The following is a 17,717-nucleotide window of genomic DNA, read 5'->3' as shown; positions in this document are numbered from 1 at the left end:
GAACTGTTTTAATGTGGGAACGCTGAACTTTCTGCATCTGCTTCAGCTTACATATCAAGGTTTGTTTTACTTGCTATTATTCGGCAATCCAGCAAGTGAACACCACCAGCAATCTTACTTAAAAAAGGCAATACTTAACACACCTTGCATCATCATATTTTTTTCGATAAAATGAAGGTTAATTACAGCTGGTGCTGTTCAGTATTCAGTTGTGGTTGTGTTGTGTGTGTTTTAATTGGTCACGTGTTCCAGCACGTGGCTTTTTCTTTTGCCTTGTAATTCTTAAATATCTAGTTTATTTAATGGATTATATTTATCATTTTGTTCCTTCAGTTCATTCCCCCACATAGCCACGTAACGCATTGTTACTGCTATATTTTCATGACGCATCATCTTTTGAATAGCAAATGCTGACATGCCACTCATAGCCAATCTATGGCAGAATGTATGCCTGAAGGTATGCGGTGAAACTCTTACATCTGAAAAGTTCATCTTCCTTTGAAGATTCTGAAACAATAGCATTATAGAATTCTGGGTCATTTGTGTGTTGTCTCTATTAACAAACACATAATCACTCAAAGTTCTAAAACGTCTTTTACAAAAAAGGTTATACGTTGATAGTTCTTTTGCTAACTTTTCAGTAATGAAAACAATCTCTTTTTTTCTTCTTTTACCGTAAACAGAAATAGTTAGATTATCCATATCCACATCAGACCACTTCAGGTTAATTACTTCTGTTCTTCTGATACCAGTACCTAAAAATGTAACGATTAACATATAGCCACGATACGCAAAATAACTATCTTCTCGCCTTCTTAAACTGCGATAATAACCTAACATTTGGTGGATTTGTTCATCACTAAATACGTTTATTTTCACATCTGCCTTCTGACGTTTTACTTTTAATGCAACATTCTCTTTAACCATTCCTTCTTCAACCATATAATTTAAGAAAGCCCTGATACGTTGCAGTTTTGAATTAACCGTATTAGCAGAATTACCGTTGCTTTGGCATTGGCTTAAATACCGTTTAACATGGTTACTCTGTATTTCTTCAACATTCAGGATGCTGTTTTCATGACAGAAATCAATAAAGCCACCCAATAGCACCTTATAGTTCTGTATATTTACAGCCGTTGTATTTTTAAATGTACGGTCATCAATAAAATCTTGATACGCAAATTTTAACAACACAAAAAAGACTACCTCCCTTTTCAGGAAGTAGTCCTTCACTTACTAACTATTTATACATTGGACAGCTTCACATAAGTGAAACCCCTGATTACATCATTCCACCCATTCCGCCCATGCCCATTCCGCCCATGTCTGGCATGCCGCCGCCTTTGTTTTCTTCAGGCTTGTCGGCGATAACTGCTTCTGTCGTTAGGAACATTGCAGATACGGATGCTGCGTTTTGAAGCGCGGAGCGTGTTACCTTAGTTGGATCCACGATTCCTGCTTCGAACATGTTTACCCACTCGCCTGTTGCTGCGTTGAAGCCGATTCCGATTTCTTCGTTCTTCAGACGCTCAACGACAACCGATCCTTCAAGACCTGCGTTGTGTGCGATTTGGCGAACTGGCTCTTCTAGTGCACGAAGTACTAGCTTCACTCCAGTCAATTCGTCTCCAGTTGCTTGCACTTGAGAGATTGCTTTTAGCACGTTAACAAGAGCTGTACCACCACCGGATACGATCCCTTCTTCAACTGCTGCGCGAGTTGAGTTAAGTGCATCTTCAATGCGAAGTTTGCGCTCTTTCAATTCTGTTTCAGTCGCTGCACCAACCTTGATTACGGCTACGCCGCCAGCAAGTTTAGCCAAACGCTCTTGAAGCTTTTCTTTATCGAACTCAGAAGTTGTTTCTTCGAGTTGTGCTTTGATTTGGTTAACGCGTGCTGCGATTTTAGAAGACTCGCCTGCACCTTCAACGATTGTTGTGTTTTCTTTTGTAACGACAACTTTAGAAGCTGTACCTAGCTGCATGATGCTTGCAGATTTAAGGTCTAATCCTAGCTCTTCCGTGATCACTTCACCGCCAGTAAGAACGGCGATGTCTTCAAGCATTGCTTTACGGCGGTCACCGAATCCTGGCGCCTTAACCGCAACAGCGTTGAACGTTCCGCGAAGCTTGTTCACTACTAATGTAGCAAGAGCTTCACCTTCTACGTCTTCAGCGATCAAAAGCAATGGCTTGCCTTGCTGAACAACCTGCTCAAGAACAGGAAGGATTTCTTGGATGTTCGTGATCTTCTTGTCTGTGATCAAGATGTACGGGTTGTCGAGCTCTGCTTCCATCTTGTCAGGATTTGTAACCATGTAAGGAGAAGCGTATCCGCGGTCGAACTGCATGCCTTCTACCACTTCAAGCTCAGTTGTGAATCCTTTAGACTCTTCGATTGTGATAACGCCGTCGTTACCAACGCGCTCCATCGCTTCAGCAATCAGCTGTCCTACTTCTTCATCAGCCGCAGAGATCGCCGCAACTTGTGCGATAGACTCTTTGCCTTCGATCGGCTTAGAGATCGCAGCTAGTTCTGTAACAGCAGCCGCTGTCGCTTTTTCGATCCCTTTGCGAAGTACCATTGGGTTCGCGCCAGATGTTACGTTCTTCAGACCTTCACGGATCATCGCCTGAGCAAGAACCGTTGCCGTCGTCGTTCCGTCACCAGCTACGTCGTTTGTTTTTGAAGCAACTTCAGCAACAAGCTTCGCGCCCATGTTTTCGAAAGCATCTTCTAGCTCGATTTCTTTCGCGATTGTTACACCGTCATTTGTGATCAGCGGTGAACCAAATTTCTTTTCAAGAACCACGTTGCGCCCTTTTGGCCCAAGTGTTACTTTTACCGCGTTTGCAAGTGCGTCCACACCGCGAAGCATGGAACGGCGAGCGTCTTCACTGAACTTAATGTCTTTAGCCATGAGTAAAAACCTCCTGTTATTTTTAAGTTTAAGTTTTGTATTCTATGCAGCTCGTAATTGAGCCATTTGGTTTGGTTAGCCTACGATTGCCAAAACGTCTGTTTCGCGCAGGATTAAGTATTCCTTGCCTTGGTATTTAACTTCTGTTCCTGCATATTTGGAGTAGATCACGGTATCTCCCTCAGAAACTTCTAAAGCGATGCGCTCGCCATTGTCAGCGACACGGCCTGTTCCTACAGCAACTACTTTGCCTTCTTGCGGCTTTTCCTTTGCTGTGTCTGGCAGCACGATTCCGCTTGCCGTTTTCTCCTCGCTCTCAACAAGCTCGATAACAATACGATCACCTAGTGGCTTTAACAAGTGAAACACCCTCCTAATATATTGAATAGTTTTATTTATTAGCACTCAATTAAAGTGAGTGCTAACTCCATTTACTATAATAAATAATTCTTTTTAAGTTTGCAAGTAGGAACTATACACAAAAACCGACAAACGGTGTGATTCGCTTCTTATATTTTATGTGTGTTAAAATGAGTGTTATGTAAGTGTTATAAAGGAAAGAATGTTAGTGATAACAGGCTGTTATGAAAGTGGTCGATTTCCGTTACAGGTGCACGCTTTCCGCGGGGTGTGGTGAAAAGCAGGAAGGGCTCGTACAGCCACGACAAGCAAAAGGGCAAGAGGCCGGTAAGTCGCTCTTTGACTTATTGGACTCTTGAACTTTTGACCTCGAGTGGCTAGCCCTTTCTGCTGGACAAGGTGAGCCCCTTCGTCGCTACGCGCCTTTAAAAGGTCCCACCTGCCCACTCCCACTCGCAGGATAAGGAAGACGGCGAAGCAAGACATCGCACGAAGAAAAAGTGAACTTCTTTTTCGAGGAGTCGGCACCTTTCACTTCAATCAACCTTTTCACAGAAGTTTTTTGTAAACAAAACACCTATTATGTTTTTTTATATAGCTTTAAGAATAGAGCGTTTTTAGAAGGAGAGTTCTTTTTGGAGAAGCGGTATTGGTGGGTTATTGTTGTTTATTTTGCCATGCAGTTTTCGGGGCTTTTTGCTCGGCCGATTTTGTCGGCGTTTGATGTTCCGCGTGAGCAGTGGGCGGGGCTTTGGGGGACGTTTAGTTTTGCCCTCGCACTTGTGTTGATTTTGATTTTGCTGCGGCCGGATATTCGTGACCGTCATTTACGTGGTGGACGCGTTTCTCGCGGAAGTGCCGTGTTATGGGCGATCGGCGGGGTGTTTATGGCGTATGCCGCGCAAATTATCGCGATTACGATTGAGACAAAGGTTCTCGGCATACCAGCCGGATCGCAGAACACGAAAGATTTGGTGAAGATCACTCAATACACGCCTTACTTTATGATCGTCGCCGCGTTGATCGGTCCTATTTTAGAAGAAATCGTGTTCCGTAAAATTTTGTTCGGCAGGCTGTACGGCCGATTCGGCTTTTTCTTATCGGCGCTCATCAGCTCGCTCGTGTTCGCTGCCGTTCATATGGACTTCACTCACTTGCTCATTTATACGGCGATCGGCTTCACGTTCGCGTATTTGTATGTGAAAACGAAGCGACTGCTCGTCCCGATCATCGCCCATATGACGATGAACACACTCGTGCTGCTTGTGCAATTCGTGTTCGCGGATGAGATCAAAGAATATGAAAAACAAATGGATACGATGCAATTCATCTTTGGAGGATTTTTATTATGAGAACATCACCGCTCTTTATGGGCTTTCTGTATACCGGAATTGGGATTGTCTTCACCTATTTGGCTGTCCACTACGCCCAGGATTATGGCATCACAAGCATCTGGACGATCATTACGATGGTCGTCGCTACATTCGACTTCGCCAACGCCATCCGCTACTTCGCGTTTCACCGGCATTTGAAGAAGAAAAAGAAATAATGAGATAACTAGTCGGGGTCCGGTACGTTGTGTACCGGACCCCGACTTTGTTAACTATATTCGCGCCGTTAAAATGGGTTTTGACAAGTTTGCGCGCCGATTGAATAGGATGCGAGCGGGTTTGTCTGTCTTTCGCGCCAACAGCCTCGCCAGTCCCTTTTTTAACTAGTCAACTTCCATTTCGCATTAGCTTCCGCGCCAATTTTTTGATTTGCGCGCCAACACCAACACCAACTTGCTCAACCACACCCCACCACCCAAAAGAAAAACCCACACCAACAATGGGTGTGAGTTAGGATGTGATCTCTTCCTCCAGCAGCGCGTCTTCTTCTGCTTGCAGGCGTTTGCGGTAGGCGAAGCCTGAGATGAAGATGCTGATCTCGTACAATACGAGGAGCGGGAGTGTGACCATTAAGTGTGATACGAGCTCGGGCGGCGTGATCATGCCGGCGATGACGAGTATCGCGAAATAGGCGTACTTTCGAATGCTTCTTAACAGCATTGGTGTGACGAGGCCGAGTCTTGTTAGAAACATGACGAGCACTGGGAACTGAAAGATCAGTCCGAACGGCAGGGTCATGCTAAACAGAAACGAGAAGTATTCCTGGATGCCGTACTCTCCTTCGACTTTTAGCGTTTCCGCGATGTTGCTCATGAATCCGACTACAAACGGAAACAGCAGCAAGTAGGAAAACGCTATTCCCGCGAGAAACAGCGCGAAGGAGATCGGGATGTACATGAGCGTTACTTTTCGCTCGTTCTCGTAAAGTCCGGGGCTGATGAACGCCCATAGCTGGTACAGTGCGACCGGCGCCGTCATGACGAGGCCTAGTATGAAGGCAAACGATATATATACTTTAAGCGGATCGGTCAGATCAAACGCGTTCATCTGAATATTTTGCGCGATCGTGTCGTTCTGCAAATAGACGATAACGGGCCGCGACAAAAAGAATCCCGCAACCATGAACAAAAGAAAGACGGCACTGATGATGATGAGCCGCTTCCTTAATTCACCGATATGATCATATACAGACATGTTTTTTTCTTGTGTCATATCTTTAACATCCTTACTTTTTCGCGTCGCTGTCCTTTTTGTCGTCCTTATCGTGCTCGTCCATAATGCCTTGCGTCGCACTCTTGAACTCTTTTAACGTCTTACCTGCTGCACGTCCTAGCTCTGGCAGCTTTTTCGGTCCGAAGATGATGAGCGCGGCAAGTCCGATGACGACTGCGCTTCCTGGTCCGATCCATCCGATGACGAGTGAACTTCCGATTCCTAGCATGTGTTGCACCTCCTATAGATCCTTTGATTCTTCGTTAACTGGGTATTGCTTCATAAAATAAACGAGCGACTGCAACTCGACGGCAAGGTCGATATGATGGACCCTGATGTGCGGCGGCAGTGTCAGTCTCGCCGGCGTAAAGTTGAGAATGCCTTTGATGCCTGCTGCGGCCAAATCATCAGCGATCGGCTGTGCGGCACCGACAGGAACCGTGAGAATCGCCACGTCAATCTCCCTTGTCGCGAGCTCTTTTTTAATGTCGTTGATGTGGTAGATCGGCACGTCGGCAATCTCTGTGCCGATTTTGCCTGGATCCACATCGAACGCCAGCTGAATCATTGTATTGTTGTTCTTCGTAAAATTATAGTGCAAAAAAGCAGTTCCGAGATTACCGACACCGATCAGCGCCACAGGTGTCGTTTCGTCCTGACTCAGCGTTTTGGCGAAAAAGGTCAGCAAGTAGTTCACGTTATAGCCGTAGCCTTTTTTCCCAAGTGCGCCGAAATAGGAAAAATCGCGTCTGATGGTGGCCGAATCGACCTTCACCGCCTCAGCCAGCTCAGCCGATGATACACGCTGTTTGCCTGATACGGAAAGGTTCTTCAAAAAACGGTAATACAGCGGAAGCCTCTTGGCTGTTGCTTGCGGTATTTTCATATGTTCTTGGCTCATTATAGCCCTCCAGCATGAGAAAGCTTGTCTCATCTATTGTAGCATATTTTGTACGGTTAATCTTCTCGCCTATAATCTCCGTTTTTCCCGCCCGTCTTGAGGACGAGCGACGTCGGGCCTATGATCATGCCTTTGTCGGCAGCCTTGCACATATCGTACACCGTCAGTGCCGCAGCCGATACGGCCGTGAGCGCTTCCATTTCCACGCCCGTCGAGCCCGTCGTCCGCACCTCTGCCGTGATGTGGAGTATGTACGACGCGTCATTCTGCTTTTCCCATTGGAATGACAAGTCAACGCCTGACAGATGCAGCGGGTGGCACATCGGGATCCAGTCGGACGTCTTCTTCGCCGCCATGATGCCAGCCACCTGAGCGACCGCGAGCACATCGCCTTTTTTGAAGCCGCCTTCGATGATTTTATGGTAAATGGTGTCGTTCACCGTAACCGCGCTTTTCGCAGCAGCGGTCCGGAGTGTCACATCCTTATCTGATATATCCACCATCCGGGCGCGGCCTTCATCGTTAAAATGCGTCAGCTTGTCCATGACTCGCCCTCCTTTCCTGTAATATACAATATCTTAGGAGGCGCTGTCTTGTTTACCGTGCGCTAAATCTAACGAAATGATGAACAATTAAGTTCGGGGTCCGGTACGTTTTCACATCACACCGCGGTATAGCTGCGTTGCCGTGAAAACGTACCGGACTCCAAGCAATAAAGAACCTCGCCAATGTTGGCGAGGTTATTTATTGGTGCCTTGTATAGAGATTAACGATAGTTATTGTGTGTGGGCACAAACAGATCTTCGTCTGCTTTTCTCACCATAGAAAAGTGGTCGACATTATAATGCCCGTGCAGGATGGCATTATGATGCGCGATGATTTGTTCCGCTTTAAGAACCTTTGAATTTGTCGTGGAATGGCCGTCACCCACCAGCGTCACATCAAATCCATTCACTGTAGCTGCCCGAACCGCGGTATCAATGCAATGCTCCGTTTTACAGCCCATAATCACGAGATGCTCAATGCTGTTGTCCTTTAAATAAGGCAGCAGCTCTGTGCCATAAAAGGAACTTGTCGCTTTCTTATTAAATGTGACGGCTGTAGTTGGCACCTGTATGCCGCTGTGGACTTCAAATCCTGGTCCTTCCCCATTCGCGACGTCCAGATCTCGCACGAAAATAACAGCTGCCTGTTCTTCTAATGCCTTTTCCAGTACAGCGTTAATGTTCTCCACTAATCTTTCTTTATGCCGCACACTCTGTTCGGTTAGATTGCCTTCAATTAATTCCTGCTGTGCATCAATCACAAGCAATGCTTGCTTCATAGGACCACTCCTTTCCCCTCACCTTCTCGTTCGGCATACCAAAGGAGAATTCCTTCAAATCTCGGTCTTGTGGTCTTGGGGTCCGGTACGCTTTCATCTCACACCGCGGCCTTGCTGCGTTAGCGTGAAAACGTACCGGACCCCGAACTTCAGCGGACCCCCTCCTTGCCACGCGGGAAAGAGGTGGGCTACACTAGAGGTATCTATTTTGAAGCGGTACAGGGGCGCTACTACACCCCTTTTCCATAGAGGTGAACAGCAGATGATTATTTTACAAGTGAACGATGTCAGCAAATCGTACGGTGCTGAACCCATTTTAAAGAACGTTAAATTAGAAGTGCAAAAAGGGGAGCGTATCGCGCTTGTCGGCCGCAATGGCGCAGGTAAGTCCACCCTTCTCCGCGTGGTCACAGGCGAGCTGTCACATGACTCCGGCCACATCATGATCCCAAAAGACGTGCAGGTCGGCTACCTGTCACAGGACGCAGGGCTCGACTCCGAGAAGTCGATCTGGAACGAGATGCTGAGCGTGTTCGACCACCTTCGCGGGATGGAGAGCCGTCTTCGCATGATGGAGGAACAGATGGGCGATCCTGCAGTGATCGCCAACGAGTCGGAGTACGAACGGCTTTTAAAAGAATACGACGAGCTTCAGATCACCTTCAAGGACGAAGGAGGCTACCAGTACGAAGCCGATATCCGCAACGTGCTGCACGGCTTTCAGTTCAGCGAGTTTGACCGTGAGACGCCTGTCCACACACTGAGCGGAGGCCAGAAAACACGTCTCGCGCTCGCGAAGCTTCTTTTAACAAAGCCAGATCTACTAATTCTCGATGAGCCGACGAACCATTTGGACATCAAAACGCTCACGTGGCTCGAGCAATACTTGCAGTCGTACCCTGGCGGAATCCTGATCGTGTCGCATGACCGGTATTTCCTCGATAAAATCGTCACGACGGTCTACGAGATTTCCCGCCTGCGCTCTTCGCGCTATGTGGGCAACTATTCGAAATATCTCGATTTAAAAGCGGAGCGCTATGAGCAGGAAATGCGCGAGTACGAGAAACAGCAGGACCAGATAGCGAAGCTGCAGGATTTTGTGCAGCGCAATATCGCGCGTGCGTCGACGACCAAACGGGCACAGAGCCGGCGCAAGCAGCTTGAAGCGATCGACGTGCTGGACCGTCCGGCAGGCTCGGAGAAATCAGCTTACTTTTCATTCGATATCGACCGCCAGAGCGGAAACGATGTGCTGAAGCTGAACAACGTGTCCACAGGCTATACACAGGACGAACCGCTGTTCAAGCCAGTGAACTACCACATCCACCGTCAGGACAGCGTGGCGATCGTCGGACCGAACGGAATCGGAAAGTCCACTCTTTTAAAAGCCATACGCAAAGAACTGCCGCTTTTGACTGGCGACATCCAGTACGGTACGAACGTGCAGATCGGCCATTATGACCAGGAGCAGGCAAACCTGAACTCCAACAAAACGCTGCTAAAAGAGCTATGGGACGACTATCCTTTGAAAACAGAGAATGAGATCCGCTCGATCCTCGGCCAGTTTTTGTTCAGCGGCGACGATGTACAGAAATACGTGAACGAACTGAGCGGCGGTCAGAAGGCGCGTCTCGCACTCGCGAAGCTGATGATGCAGAAATCCAACGTGTTGTTGCTCGACGAGCCGACGAACCATTTGGACCTCGACAGCAAGGAAGTTCTTGAGAACGCGCTCATCAACTACCCTGGCACAATTATTTTCGTGTCCCATGACCGTTATTTTATTAACCGTATCGCGACAAAGGTGGCCGAGCTGTCACGCGACGGCATCACAGGCTACCTTGGCGATTATGACTATTATGTAGAGAAAAAAGCCGAGATGAAAGCGCGCGAAGAGATCGAAAAGCAGGAAAGCGCGACAACAGGTGGTGCCGCACCTTCCGCTTCACCGCCGTCCGGCAAGCACGCGATCGACAAAGAAAGCAAAAAAGCCGACCGCAAAAAGCAGCGCCGCATCGAGGAGATTGAAAGTGAGCTGGAGAAGCTTGAAAGTGAAGCAGCCAGCTATGAAGAAGCGCTCTGCGACCCAGAAGTGTTCCAAGACTACGAAAAAACCGCAGAATTTCAGAGCAAGCTCGATACAGTGAATAACAAAATTGAATCTCTCATGGAAGAATGGGAAGAATTGCAGCTATAGCTATAATACAGGAAGCCATCTCGGAGTCATCAGGGGGGCCGGTACTTCGGTGCCAGGTCTACTGATGGCTTTTTTGTTTTGCAGGTCTATTTTTGATTTTACGGGTCTAACTCGGTTATTTGCGGGTCTTTATTTACAAAACGCGGGTCTAAACAATAATTTGCGGGTCTTCGTCATATTTTGAGGCGCTGGCAACAGGGAGCAGCGATAGAAGGCTAGTCGGGGTCCGGTACCATGTGTACCGGACCCCGACTAGCTTTTTTCAACTATCCACAGACGAAAATGCTGAAAATCATACCTTTTTCCGAGTTATACATGAGTTATCCACTTTATCCACAAAAACAGCATCTTAAATTGTGGATTTTGTGCACAAGTCACATTCTTTATCATTACTAGGTTTCTTTTTGTTTTCCACATTATCCACAGGTTGAGTGAAAAGTTATACACATAGTAACTTTCAACAATTCATCGGAAATAGACAGCAAAAAAGACCAGAAGCTAATCTGGTCTTTTTCTTTATTGCGCTTCGAGGTCCAAACCTGGTACGCCGTTGAGCGCCATGGTGGCTCGTTTGCCTTTTTGATATTCTATGCTGGCCGCTGCGCCGATCATAGCAGCGTTGTCTGTGCACAGCGATAATGGCGGGATGATCAGATCAAAGCGCGAGCCGCTAAAACGCTGCTCTAATCCGGCACGAAGACCCTTGTTCGCTGCCACTCCACCCGCGAGCAGCACTTGCTTCACATTGTACTCTCCAGCCGCTCGGAACGTTTTTTCCACCAATACTTCAACAACACTTGCCTGAAAGCTTGCGGCAAGGTCTTCCGGCTTGATGGTCTCACCGCGCTGTGTCGCATTATGCACCGTGTTGATCACTGCCGACTTTAAGCCGCTGAAGCTGAAATCATAGCTACCCGGCTCGAGCCACGAGCGCGGCAGATCGATAACCGGCTCGCCTTCCTGCGCCAGGCGATCGATATGAGGGCCGCCTGGGTACGGCATGTTCAGCGTGCGCGCCACTTTATCGTACGCCTCACCGGCCGCATCATCACGCGTCTCGCCAATCACTTCGTACGATCCGTGTTCCTTCATATACACAAGCTCCGTATGCCCGCCAGAAACGATAAGCGTCAGCAGCGGGAACTTCATCTCTGTAAGCAGTCTGTTCGCATAAATGTGCCCTGCGATATGGTGCACCGGCACGAGCGGCAACCCGTGCGCAAAGGCAAACGCTTTGGCCGCGTTCACACCGATCAACAAAGCCCCGACAAGTCCCGGCCCTTCCGTTACCGCGACGGCCGTCAGATCGCTTGGCTCAAGCCCCGCTTGCGATAAAGCCTCCTCTAGCACGAGTGTCATCTGCTCCACATGGTGGCGCGATGCCACTTCCGGAACGACACCGCCGAATCGCTTATGGCTCTCAATCTGTGAAGAGACAACGTTTGAGACAATTTCCACTCCGTTTTTTATGACCGATGCGGCTGTTTCGTCACAGCTCGTTTCGATCGCCAATATCAGTTCATCACTCATAATTCCACCCACATGACCAGTGCATCCTCGCCGTTGTCACTGTAATAGTTTTTTCGAATCCCGCCGTTTTGGAAGCCTAGCTTTTCGTAAAGCCCGCGTGCCGCCGTGTTCGTGAGCCTCACTTCGAGCGTTACCGTAGCGGCACCGTATCGCTTCGCCAGTTTCTTCGCTTCCACTAGCAAGCCCTCGCCAAGCCCTCTGCCGCGGTGTTCCGGCAATATCGCGATATTCGTGATATGCGCTTCGTCCATGACGATCCAGACGCCGCAATAGCCGATCGTCTGAAGTTTTTCTTCGATCAATAAATAGTGCGCGAACTGGTTGCCAACTATTTCGTTGTAAAATGCCTCTGCCGTCCAAGGCGTCGCGAACGAGCATTGCTCGATGCCGACGATATCCTCAATGTCCGTCACTTTTGCCAATCTGTATGTGATGTTCTCCATGTTCACACCCATATCTACCCCTGCTTGTTCTGCGCCTTCAGCCAGTTGACCTCGGCCTCTGCGAGCTGAAGATACGTCGGCACAAACTCATGCACATCTTTCACAGGTTCTTTTTCGATCCCGAGACGAGCGAGCTCGGACGGCTTCGGAATGTGATCTCCCGCTGTTCCAAAGACTGCCTGGCTCCCGAGCGCGTTCTGTATCGCTTCTTGATGCAAAGGTAAATCGGTCCCGATAAAAAGAATGCGGCGGTCGTGTGTTTTTAGCTCCTGCAGCCACTCATCACGCAAAATGATGCGGTCACTAAGTATGTTCTTAAACGCTCCGTCCTCTTCTCCGTAAAGCCCGGTGAAAAGCTGTGTGCGCCGTGCGTCAAACAAAGGCACGACGAGCCCGTCAAAGTACTTGCCGTTTTGCGCGAGCACTTCTAAGCTCGAGACACCGACCAGCTCTTTTTTCAAAGTCCACGTAAGCGTCTTGGCTACCGTCACACCAATTCGGACCCCTGTATAAGAACCCGGTCCTTGCGCTACGGCAATACGGTCCAATTCCGCCGGCTGTGTCGCCGTCTCCTTCATCAGCTCGTCCACCGCGGGCATGAGGCGGATCGAATGGTTCTTTTTTAAGTTCGTGATCAGTTCTCCGGCCACGATTCCGTCTTTCAAGACCGATACACCCATGACGAGGTTGGACGTGTCTATCGCCAAAACATTCATGATAAAAGCTCCTTAACTAACGTGATGTACCGCTCGCCCGCTGGCTGCAGTTCAATTTCTCTTTGGTTGTCGCCTTTATGGCGGATGGTGATGCTGAGTTTGTCTTGTGGCACATATTCTTGTATAAACTGCGCCCATTCGATCACGCAGACTCCCTCGCCGTAAATGTATTCTTCAAATCCGAGATCCTCGTCCGAGTTCTCTAGTCGGTAAACGTCCATATGATAAAGAGGAAGACGGCCGTTGTACTCTTTCATGATCGTGAAAGTCGGCGAGTTCACGTTGCGTTTCACGCCAAGGCCTTTCGCTAGACCTTGCGTGAACGTCGTCTTGCCAGCACCTAGATCACCTTCGAGCGTCAGCACATCACCAGGCTGCACAAGCGTTCCCAATTTGTAGGCAAGCTCGGTTGTTTCCTCTCTTGACGCCGTTTGAATGGTGTACGTCTCCAACTTCCTTCCTCCTTGCTTATATTGCGCGCCGTTATATGGCTTTTTTATTTGTTTGCGCGCCATTTTTGTTAGAATGCGAGCGGGTTTAAGTCTTATTCGCGCCGATTGATCGGAGGAATAAAGAATATACGAATTTGCTCTGCCTCTTGATTGCATTGCGCGCCATAACGTTACTTTGCGAGCCAAAACTAAGATTTGCGCGCGACACCTCTAAAATGCGCGCCGAATGAGGTTACATTCGCGCCATTAACTAGTTACGCGCCGTTTCAATGAAAATGCGAGCGAGTTTTCAATAACCTTTACTATTTGCGCGCCACTCTTAACAGCTTGCGCGCCATTACCCTTTAATAAAGAAAAAGCCTTAGGTTTATGCTGTCCTAAGGTTTTCGTTCTATCATATAGTTTATAACAAGTCTGGACATAAAAAAACACGAAACCATTGTTTCGTCTTTTACGTTAAAAATATAAATGGCGGACCCGACCGGGGTCGAACCGGCGATCTCCTGCGTGACAGGCAGGCATGTTAACCACTACACCACGGATCCATTTGGTTGCGGGGACAGGATTTGAACCTGCGACCTTCGGGTTATGAGCCCGACGAGCTACCAGACTGCTCCACCCCGCGACAATGTGAATGCTTACGGACGATGTTATTCCTCCAAAGCGTGACCCTAAACTATTTTCTTAAGGACAATATTTAATATAGCATACTCTTCCAGAGGTTTGCAAGTGTTTTTATTAGGTAATGTGTTTTTTTGTTATATAAGAGAAGAGCACCGGATTAGTATATCTCCGGTGCTCGTGTTTTATGCTGCTTTTTTGTTGTCTGTTGGTGTTGTTTTGTTGAAGCCTTTTGCGTAGTACACGATCGTTAGTCCTACGAGCCAGAGTGGGCCGACTAATAGCGCGATTCTTGTTTCTGGGAAGTACGCCATTAAGCCGACGACAAGTCCTAGGAACGCAAGGGCTACGTAAGATGCGTACGGGAATAGCGGCGCTCGGAATTTGAGTGACGCGATTTCCGCAGGTGACAGGCTTTTTCTGAACTTAAGCTGTGATAAAAGAATCATTGCCCACGTCCATACTGCACCGAACGTTGAGATACTTGTGATCCAGACGAATACTTCGCTCTCTGGGAACAAGTAGTTCAGCAATACGCCGATCAATAATACAGCGGCTGATGTTAAAACAGCTGCTGACGGTACTCCGCTTTTGCTGATTTTCTTCAAGCCAGATGGCGCTTGATCTTGCTGCGCCAAGTTAAACAACATACGCGCTGTACTGAAGATACCGCTGTTACAGCTAGAAAGTGCTGCAGTGATCACAACAAAGTTAATGATTCCGGCAGCTTGTCCGATGCCGATTTTTTCAAATGTTAATACGAACGGACTTCCGTTTGTGCCAATCTGATCCCACGGATAGATGGACATGATAACGAACAATGCGCCCACATAGAAGATAAGGATGCGCCAGAACACGCTGTTGATCGCCCGAGACAATGACTTCTCAGGGTTCTTGACCTCTCCTGCCGTTACACCGATCATCTCGATGCCAAGGAATGCGAACATGACCATTTGCATGGACATCAAAATTCCTTGGAAACCGTTTGGCGCGAACCCGCCGTTTTCCCAAAGGTTGCTGATGCCTGTTGCAACGCCGCCGTTTCCGAATCCGAAAAGAATGATAGCAAGACCTGTAATGATCATCACGACGATGGCCACAATTTTAATGAGTGCAAACCAGAATTCAAATTCTCCGTACGCTTTAATCGCGATTAAGTTCACGGACGCCATAATCACAAGCGCCGCTAGTGCCCAGATCCATCTCGGTGTGTCAGGATACCACATCTCCATGTAGATCCCGACAGCCGTGATCTCGGCCATACATGTTACAATCCAAAGGAACCAGTAATTCCAGCCCGTGATGTAGCCGGCTAGCGGTCCGAGGTAATCTTTTGCATAGCGGCTGAAGGATCCTGCAACTGGCTTATGAATCGCCATTTCTCCGAGCGCTCTCATAATAATAAACATAACGGCTCCGCCCATCGCGTACGCCAGCAAAATTGCCGGCCCCGCCATTTTAATTGCGGAAGCTGATCCTAAAAATAGTCCGACGCCAATGGCCGCGCCAAGTGACATCAGCGTAATGTGGCGCTCTTCCAAGCCACGGTGTAGCTGTTCGTTCGGCTTCATATACGATGCCCTCCCTTGATGTGTTATGAAAATGAAGCGCTTTCAACTCAGTCATTTTACCACGTTCGACACGTGGTGACAAACTAACTTTTTTGTTACGTGAGTACGGCTTGTCGTACCGCCTGCTCAAACACCTCGCAAATGTCGGTTTTCTCTTCAATTCCAACCGAGATTCTCACAACGTTTTGATTGATGCCAAGCTTGTCGAGCGTTTCAGGTGGAATTGAGCGGTGTGACGTGCCCATTGGATACGAGACAGTCGTCTCCACCCCGGCGAGCGAAGGGACGATTTTCACCCAAGATAATGATTTAAAAAATTGCTCTATGTCCGCTGTTTCTGCGAGCTCAATCGTGACGATCGCACCGTTTCCGCGCTCACTGACGTATTCTGGGTAGTACACCTTTTTGATCCCGTCTACTTTTTTTAGGCGGTCGGCCAGCGCTTGTGCGTTCTCGATATGTCGCTGCATTCGCAGTCCCATCGTTTTCAAGCCGCGTGAAGCGAGCCACGCGTCAAACGGTCCCAGATTACAGCCCAGATGAATCATTTTCGCACGTGCTTTCGTGATCAGCTCCTCACCGCCTGCCACCACACCTGCCGTCACATCTCCATGACCGTTAATATACTTCGTCGCGCTGTGCACGATTAAGTCCACACCGCTGCTGTACGGCTGCAGCACGTATGGCGTCGCGAACGTATTGTCGATCATCGTGATAAGATCATGTTTTTTTGCAAGAGATGTTAGTGTTGGGATGTCTTCTACTCTTAATAATGGGTTCGTTACGGATTCTGAGTAGAGGATTTTGGTGTTGGGCTGTATCGATCGCTCGATTGCACTGTGATCGGTAAAATCAACAAAACTCGTTTCGATGCCGAACTCACGCAGTTCGTGCGCAAGCAGCTGGTATGTACCGCCGTATAAGTCCTCGCACGCCACAATATGGTCGCCGTTCTTCACAACAGCTAAAATACCGACCATGATGGCGGACATGCCTGACGACGTCACGACTGCATCCGGCGTGCCTTCTAGTGCTGCAACACGCGACGCGAAATCGTTGTTGTTCGGATTGTTCATTCTTGTATAAAGGTAGTCATTCTTGCCGCGGAAATAATCCTCTAGGTCATCAAGATCCGCGAATGAAAAAGCGGACGTTTGATAAATTGGCGTAATCTTGCTCACCGACTTTGGCTTTTCGTTCTTGCCATGAACCGTTTTTGTGTTAAAATCCAACCACTTCACAACCTTCCTAGCAAATTGTTTTCATTAGTTTAACACATTATGGTGGGGTTTTTTTAGCGACTTCTGTTGCTGATAGAAATCAAGGATGTTGTTGATTTCCGTTTCAGGCGCACGCTTTCCGCGGGGTGAGCGGTGAGCCCCTTCGTCGCAAGCGCCATTGAAGGGTCTCACCTTCTCACTCATCCCGCAGGAGTCGGCGCCTTACACTGCAATCAACTTAATCTAGGAAGGAATCAGGAAGATTTAGCAGAGTAACAAACCCAACAAGGATAAATTTCCTCACAGTAAAGCTAGCAAGCGTAAATATCTTCTGTCTAAAGAGAGGGCTCGCCGGCAAGTTAGGATTTTCGTCTGAAAAAATCATGTTTTCGCCCGAGATTCATGTATTTTCGACCGAAAATCATCAGTTTGTGCCCGGTAATTTTTGTGAAGGTAGAAAAATGACCCGAAGATAACGGTTTTTGTTATCTTCGGACTCGTTTGTGGGTTGAAGTATCTTATGGTTTTGTCCGTGGGATCTTTTTATCTAATATTTTGACCTCAAAATGTTACGACTTGGCCTGATTTTCATCACGATTGCCCCGTAAAGCTTCTTGAAATCGTTCAAGCTTCATTGTTTTTATTCTAAAAAGAAGATAACCGGTGTTTGGTTATCTTCTACATTGCTTTTTTCTATTTATGAATACCCTAAAAACAAAAAAAGATAGGCCGATTATGCAATCGACCTACCTTTTTTGCCCGGCCACGTCCTACTCTTACAGGGGGAAACCCCCAACTACCATCGGCGCTGAAGAGCTTAACTTCCGTGTTCGGTATGGGAACGGGTGTGGCCTCTTCG

At 48.0% G+C, this 17,717-nt stretch carries 17 protein-coding genes, 2 tRNA genes and 1 rRNA gene; 3 read left to right on the top strand and 17 right to left on the bottom strand.

Annotation, left to right across the window (positions count from 1 at the left end; translation table 11 throughout):
- Positions 1 to 282 precede the first annotated feature (282 nt).
- The 3 genes from ACFQPF_RS12215 to groES form a co-directional block, all read right to left on the bottom strand.
- Entirely contained in the window at positions 283 to 1,194 is a 912-nt protein-coding gene (locus tag ACFQPF_RS12215; protein ID WP_379750018.1) for a tyrosine-type recombinase/integrase, read from the bottom strand.
- A gap of 88 nt (positions 1,195 to 1,282) precedes the next feature.
- The gene (gene groL / locus ACFQPF_RS12210; protein WP_379750017.1) at positions 1,283 to 2,920 is read right to left on the bottom strand and encodes a chaperonin GroEL; all 1,638 of its coding nucleotides are present in this window, start codon (positions 2,918 to 2,920) and stop codon (positions 1,283 to 1,285) included.
- A gap of 75 nt (positions 2,921 to 2,995) precedes the next feature.
- On the bottom strand, positions 2,996 to 3,280 hold the full coding sequence (gene groES, locus ACFQPF_RS12205) for a co-chaperone GroES (RefSeq protein ID WP_379750016.1): 285 nt from the start codon (positions 3,278 to 3,280) through the stop codon (positions 2,996 to 2,998).
- 635 nt (positions 3,281 to 3,915) lie between these two features.
- Between groES and ACFQPF_RS12200 the strand changes: the two genes are divergently transcribed.
- Together ACFQPF_RS12200 and ACFQPF_RS12195 are read left to right on the top strand one after the other, a co-directional pair.
- On the top strand, positions 3,916 to 4,632 hold the full coding sequence (locus tag ACFQPF_RS12200; RefSeq protein ID WP_379750015.1) for a CPBP family intramembrane glutamic endopeptidase: 717 nt from the start codon (positions 3,916 to 3,918) through the stop codon (positions 4,630 to 4,632).
- Entirely contained in the window at positions 4,629 to 4,829 is a 201-nt protein-coding gene (locus tag ACFQPF_RS12195) for a DUF4305 domain-containing protein (protein WP_379750014.1), read from the top strand. The genes ACFQPF_RS12200 and ACFQPF_RS12195 overlap by 4 nt, the downstream gene beginning before the upstream one ends.
- 292 nt (positions 4,830 to 5,121) lie before the next feature.
- Here ACFQPF_RS12195 and tatC read toward each other — a convergent pair whose 3' ends face one another.
- The 5 genes from tatC to ACFQPF_RS12170 form a co-directional block, all read right to left on the bottom strand.
- Positions 5,122 to 5,883, bottom strand: coding sequence for a twin-arginine translocase subunit TatC (gene tatC / locus ACFQPF_RS12190; protein ID WP_379750013.1), 762 nt, complete (start codon positions 5,881 to 5,883; stop codon positions 5,122 to 5,124).
- A gap of 13 nt (positions 5,884 to 5,896) precedes the next feature.
- Positions 5,897 to 6,112 carry a twin-arginine translocase TatA/TatE family subunit gene (locus ACFQPF_RS12185; protein ID WP_379750011.1) on the bottom strand — a complete coding sequence of 72 codons (216 nt, stop codon included), beginning with the start codon at positions 6,110 to 6,112 and terminating at the stop codon, positions 5,897 to 5,899.
- Between the two features lie 12 nt (positions 6,113 to 6,124).
- Positions 6,125 to 6,784, bottom strand: coding sequence for a redox-sensing transcriptional repressor Rex (locus ACFQPF_RS12180; RefSeq protein WP_379750009.1), 660 nt, complete (start codon positions 6,782 to 6,784; stop codon positions 6,125 to 6,127).
- A 56-nt stretch (positions 6,785 to 6,840) separates the two neighbouring features.
- Positions 6,841 to 7,329 (bottom strand): cyclic pyranopterin monophosphate synthase MoaC, encoded by a 489-nt coding sequence (gene moaC / locus ACFQPF_RS12175; protein ID WP_379750007.1) that lies wholly within the window; start codon positions 7,327 to 7,329, stop codon positions 6,841 to 6,843.
- Positions 7,330 to 7,550: 221 nt separating this feature from the next.
- Positions 7,551 to 8,108 carry a cysteine hydrolase family protein gene (locus tag ACFQPF_RS12170; RefSeq protein WP_379750006.1) on the bottom strand — a complete coding sequence of 186 codons (558 nt, stop codon included), beginning with the start codon at positions 8,106 to 8,108 and terminating at the stop codon, positions 7,551 to 7,553.
- A gap of 262 nt (positions 8,109 to 8,370) precedes the next feature.
- Here ACFQPF_RS12170 and ACFQPF_RS12165 point away from each other — a divergent pair, with 262 nt between their 5' ends.
- Entirely contained in the window at positions 8,371 to 10,305 is a 1,935-nt protein-coding gene (locus ACFQPF_RS12165; RefSeq protein WP_379750004.1) for an ABC-F family ATP-binding cassette domain-containing protein, read from the top strand.
- A 516-nt stretch (positions 10,306 to 10,821) separates the two neighbouring features.
- Here the strand turns inward: ACFQPF_RS12165 and tsaD are convergent.
- The 9 genes from tsaD to rrf all read right to left on the bottom strand — a co-directional run.
- Positions 10,822 to 11,835: a tRNA (adenosine(37)-N6)-threonylcarbamoyltransferase complex transferase subunit TsaD gene (gene tsaD / locus ACFQPF_RS12160; RefSeq protein ID WP_379750002.1), complete on the bottom strand. Its 1,014-nt coding sequence runs from the start codon at positions 11,833 to 11,835 to the stop codon at positions 10,822 to 10,824.
- On the bottom strand, positions 11,832 to 12,290 hold the full coding sequence (rimI, locus tag ACFQPF_RS12155) for a ribosomal protein S18-alanine N-acetyltransferase (protein WP_379750000.1): 459 nt from the start codon (positions 12,288 to 12,290) through the stop codon (positions 11,832 to 11,834). Before rimI ends, tsaD begins: the two co-directional genes overlap by 4 nt.
- Before the next feature lie 2 nt (positions 12,291 to 12,292).
- Positions 12,293 to 12,994 (bottom strand): tRNA (adenosine(37)-N6)-threonylcarbamoyltransferase complex dimerization subunit type 1 TsaB, encoded by a 702-nt coding sequence (tsaB, locus tag ACFQPF_RS12150; RefSeq protein ID WP_379749998.1) that lies wholly within the window; start codon positions 12,992 to 12,994, stop codon positions 12,293 to 12,295.
- A complete protein-coding gene (tsaE, locus tag ACFQPF_RS12145; RefSeq protein ID WP_379749996.1) occupies positions 12,991 to 13,446 on the bottom strand; it encodes a tRNA (adenosine(37)-N6)-threonylcarbamoyltransferase complex ATPase subunit type 1 TsaE in 456 nt (151 codons plus the stop codon). The genes tsaB and tsaE overlap by 4 nt, the downstream gene beginning before the upstream one ends.
- Before the next feature lie 469 nt (positions 13,447 to 13,915).
- Positions 13,916 to 13,991: transfer RNA gene (locus ACFQPF_RS12140), tRNA-Asp, on the bottom strand.
- Between the two features lie 3 nt (positions 13,992 to 13,994).
- Positions 13,995 to 14,071: transfer RNA gene (locus ACFQPF_RS12135), tRNA-Met, on the bottom strand.
- 181 nt (positions 14,072 to 14,252) lie between these two features.
- Positions 14,253 to 15,638, bottom strand: coding sequence for an amino acid permease (locus ACFQPF_RS12130; RefSeq protein ID WP_379749994.1), 1,386 nt, complete (start codon positions 15,636 to 15,638; stop codon positions 14,253 to 14,255).
- Between the two features lie 95 nt (positions 15,639 to 15,733).
- Complete coding sequence (locus ACFQPF_RS12125) at positions 15,734 to 16,879, bottom strand: trans-sulfuration enzyme family protein (RefSeq protein WP_379749992.1); 1,146 nt, start codon at positions 16,877 to 16,879, stop codon at positions 15,734 to 15,736.
- A 736-nt stretch (positions 16,880 to 17,615) separates the two neighbouring features.
- Positions 17,616 to 17,717 (bottom strand): 5S ribosomal RNA (gene rrf, locus ACFQPF_RS12120); the annotation flags it as partial.

It is taken from the genome of Fictibacillus iocasae, from assembly GCF_042665465.1.
GTDB lineage: Bacteria > Bacillota > Bacilli > Bacillales > Fictibacillaceae > Fictibacillus > Fictibacillus iocasae.
The sequence above is the reverse complement of the archived record's forward strand: the minus strand, read 5'-3'. Positions and strand labels throughout refer to the sequence as shown.